The following is a 5,344-nucleotide window of genomic DNA, read 5'->3' as shown; positions in this document are numbered from 1 at the left end:
ATCGTTAGGCCTTTTTTCATTGTCATAGTAAAAACCCCCATTTTTGTCTATTACCAATTGAGTATACCATTACAAAACAAAAAACTTGTAGAAAAAATCTACAAGTTCTTCATTTCTATCAATGAAATGTTCTTTCTATTTCGCAAGCATCCATTTCTCTTTCATAAACAAACTTCTCACGATGACAAACAAGATCATCACTGTCAGCGCCGAGGAGCCGAGCGTCAGGCCAATCGACATTGGATCAACGATGCCAAACATCAATTGCTTGCATAGTGCGTGAATATTAAGGAATGGGATCGCAAAGTAATACGTATCTAGCTGCGTAGCGCCTGCTCTCATGGTGAAAAACATCGGAATCACACCTAGTGTAATGATCATGGACATGTACGATTGTGCTTCTTTCACTGAGCTTGAAACGACACTGAGCAGCAGTTCAATCATGGATACCATGAATGAGAAAATAATTAATGCCGCAAACATAACACCGATGATGCTCCACACTTGATCTCCGAAGTTCAGCGCTTGTTTCAGCTTTTCTGTAAAGAGCAATGTAGAGAGCAGCAGCATGCCAATCGCCACAATGCCACTTAATATACCAAACATAGAAACAGCTAGCCATTTTCCAATTAAAAGCTGAAGTCTGCTGGCCGGTGTCAGGAATAAAGCTTCAATTGACTTTCTATCCTTTTCACCTGCTACGATATCAAGCGCAGCTGGCAAAGCACCTGAGATCACGGACGTCACTAAAATCATTGGAAGGAGAATCGACAGCAGCATGGTGGTCACCCCGTTTTCTCCATCCCCGTCCTCTCCTTCTTGCACATCAACCGATTGTACCTCAAATGGATGGATCACTGACGATTTGATCTGATCCTGTGCCAAACGCTTTTCTACGACTTGGTTTTGATATTGTTCAAGCAATGATTGCAGCATTTGAACCGCAATCACGGAATCATCATCTGTTGGATACCCATGGACTTTAATGGCAAACGATGTTTGATGCTGAAGCATATCGCCTGCATCTTTTGGCATTTCTAGATAAGCATTTGCCTCACCGTCTTTAACGGCTTGTTGCGGGTCATCAAATGTTTCAAGTTTCAGGTTTTTCACTTCTTTGATCATGTCATTCATATCGGACGGAAGCTTTTCATTGATTGCGACTGTATACGTTTTATCGCCTGGATCAGCGATCATGCTTTCGTAGAAAAACACGAGTCCGAGCATCGTCAAAAGAGGGATCAACACTGTTAAGAGCAGCGTTTTTCTGTCTCTGAGCGAATCTGTCATTTCTTTTAAAAAGACGGTTTTCCACATTATGCATTCCCCCTTGCGAGCTTCGACATAAAGATGTAATTCAAGTCTTCACTTTGTTCCTGTGCATATAATTCTGGAAGCGTTCCTTTGTACACGAGCTCCCCTTGATGTATCATCATGACACTGTCACAAAGCAGGCTGACTTCTTCCATGATGTGGCTTGAAAATAGAATCGTTTTATTTTGCTGTTTCAACTGATGAATAAACTCTCTAAAAATATTACTCGATGTGATATCTAAACCTGTTGTCGGTTCGTCAAACAAAATAATGTCAGGGTCATGAATCAATGTTCTGGCAATCGCCACCTTTTGCTTCATCCCTCTTGAAAATCCTTTTACCTTGCGATCCATGTACTGCCTCATCCCGAATCGCTTTGCCAAATCCTCAATTCTTGCTTTGATTTCATGCTGATCTAAGCCATATAATTTCCCAAAGTATTCAAGGTTTTCACGAGCCGTCAAACGGTCATAAAGTCCCGTCTCGCCGCCAAATAAGACCCCAATTCGCTTCTTCACTTCAGTTGCTTCTTTGACTGTATCAAAGCCTGCAACATTGACTGTTCCATGAGTAGGCTCCAATAATGTCGCAACGGCGCGTAATAATGTGGTTTTCCCCGCACCATTTTCTCCTAAAATGCCGACGACTTCTCCTTCCTTCACGGAGAACGTCATATGTTTCATCGCCTTTACGACTTTTTTCTTATCTGTAAACCAGCAACTACAATCGCTGAGAGTAATCATTTGATTCGCCCCTTTCGACTATCTACGTCTATGATAGAAAAAATACCGCCTGTCTGACATAAAAATGTCGCGAAACGTCCTTTTTCTGTCTTGAAATGATCCATTTTAAAAAACAAATGGTAAAATAGACAAATAATAAGAAGAGTCATAGGTGATTTTTATGATAAAAGTAGGTCTTGTCGATGATTACCGAGTGGATTTAGAAAAGCTGCATGCCATTGTCGGCAGAATGGATGCCGTTGACATCGTTTTTGTGACGCAGTCAGCGGAGGATGCATATGAGAAGGTCAAACAGGGCGACATTGATCTATTGTTTGCAGACATTGAGATGCCTGGCATGTCAGGCTATGAATTAGCAGACCTTATTCACTCTCATGCACTGAATGTAGATGTTGTATTTGTGACAGGAAACAGTGGGTATGCTGTCCATGCCTTTGATTTGAATGTCCATGATTATATTATGAAGCCTTATCAAGCTGATCGAATCGCCAAATCCTTAGAGCGCTACATGTCCACCAAGCAGGAGAAAAGCATTCACGGACGGCTTCTCATCAAGCAGCAATCAGATATCCATGTACTGCAAAAAAAGGATGTCATCTTTGTTGAACGTACTGGCAGGTCGACGACCATTGTCACAACAACAGGAGATATTCAAACATACCAAACTCTCAACGAGTTAAAAGGTGATTTAGCTGAGAAAGACTTTATCCGCTCCCACCGCTCGTTTATCATCAATATTCATTACATCAAGAACTTTTCGGCGTATGCCAAAAATTCATTTATCGTGTCTTTTGAAGGGACTGATAAAAAAGCCATGATGACGAAGCAGCAATTAGAATATTTTAAGAAATACTACTTTTAAGGAGAACGAACGTGAACGCTTTCTATCTTGGATTTCGCATATATACGCTCATCTGGCTGGGTCTTGCAGTTCATGCTGCTGCTAACGCTGTTCTGCCTTTGTCATCAAGCATGGTGTGGCTTCTGACCTTTTGCATCTTGTGCCTTTACACCTTTTTCATTTACAAAAGGTTTTGGCTAGTTATGAGTGGTTACATGATATTAGGCGCTTTTGTGCTCATTACCTGCTCAGGCATTTCACTTTTTCTCACGCACGGAAATGGACTAAGCCATCTTTTAACTGTCATCATCATTTTGACAGCCGATCTCCTTTCCATCAAGATGATGCAAACGGAGCAACGATTAAATGGACGGCTTCAAGAGCTGATTCATGCTGAGTCGAGAACCAATGACTTGCTGCTTGAGCTGCGAAGTAAACACCATGAAACAGCTAGACATTTAAATGCCTTTTCCGCATCGAATGACGAGCATGAGATCAAAGATTTGATTCAGCAATACGTGAAACATTTCCCTTGGATCAAAGGGGAAAATGCTTATTTGGCTTCCTCCCTTCATTCCTTTTTCCAGCGGGCTGAAAAAGAGGAGATTGCCCTTTCACTAGATCTTCAAGCACCCTTTTCTTCTCTTCCTTTTTCTAAAGCGGATCAGGTGAGTTTTACTGGCAACCTGCTTGATAACGCATTAGATGCCGCCATTGAAGCGAAGCAAGCTGGGAACGAGGGAAGCATCTCGATCACGACTTCCATCCGGAGCGGGCTCTTTTTGATTCATTGTGAAAACAGTACGAAGGGAATGGAAAAACACGTATTAGATCATCTGTTCAAGACGTTTGGCCGCTCGACAAAAGGCGGTGATCATCAAGGTATGGGTACTTATATCATTCATCAGCTTGTTGAAAAGGCAGACGGCACGCTTGATTTTACGTATCGTTCTCCAAACCTGAGGCTCGTGATCAAGATTCCTCTCACAATGGCATAAAAAATAAGGTGCTGCTTGGCACCTTATTTCAGCGTGTAGACAAACCCTCGCATTCGGTGTCAGTCCTGCGTGCCGGTGCTCACGAATATCAAATTCGCTCCGCGCCGGTACTCGTCCTTCCTAGACTGCAAAGGTTTTCTATCACGCTGAAAAGAAGACAAAGGGCTAAAATCAAGGTCATTTTAGCCCTTTGTCAACAATCTGAAATAAGGTGCTGCTTCGCACCTTATTTTTTATATTAAGAAAAGATCTGATCGATTTCGTTGATTTCTTCTTTTGTTAATTGAACATCGTTTGTTTTCAAGTTTTGCAAGACTTGCTCGGCTCGTTTTGCACCAGGAATAATGGCATCAATGCCTTCCTGCTCCAATAGCCACGCCAGCGCTACATGAGCTGTTTCGGCATGTTTTGATTGCGCAATGGCCTTCAGCTTGTCTACTTTTTCAAGGTTTTGAAGGAAAGCATCACCTTGGAAAAGCGGGTCCTTTGCTCGAATATCATCAAATGTCGCATCCTTTGTAAACTTCCCAGTCAACAGGCCTGACGCCAATGGAAAATAAGGGATAAAGGAAATCCCATGCTCCACGCAGTATGGGAGAAGGTCTTGCTCGGCCTGACGTTTCAGCAGAGAATACTCTGATTGAAGCACGTCTAGGTATCCATCTCGATTAAAGGTTTGAAGCTGTTCAAAATCAAGGTTTGATGCCCCAATTGCCCGGATTTTCCCCTCATTCTTCAATTCCTTTAAAGTACCTGCCACTTCATCCAGCGGCGTGCGGCCATCTGGGAAATGCATATAGTACAAATCAATATAATCGGTTTGGAGCCTCTTCAGGCTGTCTTCGACTTGCTGTCTTAAGAAATCTCGGCTATTATCCAGTTCGATTTGCCCGTTTACCTCTTTATGAGCCCCTTTTGTCGCAAGAACCAGTTCGTCTCTGCCGCCTCTTTTGGCAATGATCTCACCAATCAATTCTTCTGAACGGCCCAGCCCATAAATAAAAGCAGAATCTAAGAAATTGACACCATGATCAAGAGCTGTTTCTACCAGCTCCCGCCCTGCATCTTCACTCAGATTCGGGAATAAATTATGCCCGCCTACTGCATTTGTTCCAAGCCCTATCGGATTCACCAGTAAATCAGTTCGTCCAAGCGTTACTTTTTTCAAAAGCTCATCTCCCTTATCTGCTTAATCATCCTTATTTTCCCATGAATCATTTTCAACATTCAAGTATTCTGCTCTCTTAAAATCAATCTGGAGGTGGACGCTTTGAAAGAAAAAGATTCGTATGATGAAGATACACTTAAACGAAAAGAGGTTCATCACATGACCATTCAAATTGTGATTATCATCGTCATTCTACTTTTAAGGTCAGGCAAGGAAAAAGAAGTTCGTCCAATCAAACTTCTGATAGGTCCGATGATTTTATTAGCTGTTCTTTCTTATT

General features: G+C 42.1%; 5 protein-coding genes. 2 read left to right on the top strand and 3 right to left on the bottom strand.

Annotated features, from left to right (window positions below; genetic code table 11):
* Positions 1-135: 135 nt before the first annotated feature.
* Both V7L95_RS08730 and V7L95_RS08725 read right to left on the bottom strand, forming a co-directional pair.
* Positions 136-1,317, bottom strand: a complete 1,182-nt coding sequence (locus V7L95_RS08730; RefSeq protein WP_007498363.1) for an ABC transporter permease — start codon at positions 1,315-1,317, stop codon at positions 136-138.
* Positions 1,317-2,057, bottom strand: coding sequence for an ATP-binding cassette domain-containing protein (locus V7L95_RS08725; protein WP_007498365.1), 741 nt, complete (start codon positions 2,055-2,057; stop codon positions 1,317-1,319). The genes V7L95_RS08730 and V7L95_RS08725 overlap by 1 nt, the downstream gene beginning before the upstream one ends.
* A 160-nt stretch (positions 2,058-2,217) precedes the next feature.
* Here V7L95_RS08725 and V7L95_RS08720 point away from each other — a divergent pair, with 160 nt between their 5' ends.
* Positions 2,218-2,919, top strand: coding sequence for a LytTR family DNA-binding domain-containing protein (locus tag V7L95_RS08720; protein WP_007498366.1), 702 nt, complete (start codon positions 2,218-2,220; stop codon positions 2,917-2,919).
* A 182-nt stretch (positions 2,920-3,101) separates the two neighbouring features.
* Entirely contained in the window at positions 3,102-3,896 is a 795-nt protein-coding gene (locus V7L95_RS08715) for a GHKL domain-containing protein (RefSeq protein ID WP_234922815.1), read from the top strand.
* A 238-nt stretch (positions 3,897-4,134) separates the two neighbouring features.
* Here V7L95_RS08715 and V7L95_RS08710 read toward each other — a convergent pair whose 3' ends face one another.
* A complete protein-coding gene (locus V7L95_RS08710; RefSeq protein ID WP_144626385.1) occupies positions 4,135-5,064 on the bottom strand; it encodes an aldo/keto reductase in 930 nt (309 codons plus the stop codon).
* Between the last annotated feature and the right edge of the window lie 280 nt (positions 5,065-5,344).

The organism is Bacillus sp. PPSBB_11 (assembly GCF_038023285.1).
Lineage (GTDB): Bacteria > Bacillota > Bacilli > Bacillales > Bacillaceae > Bacillus > Bacillus altitudinis.
The sequence above is the reverse complement of the archived record's forward strand: the minus strand, read 5'-3'. Positions and strand labels throughout refer to the sequence as shown.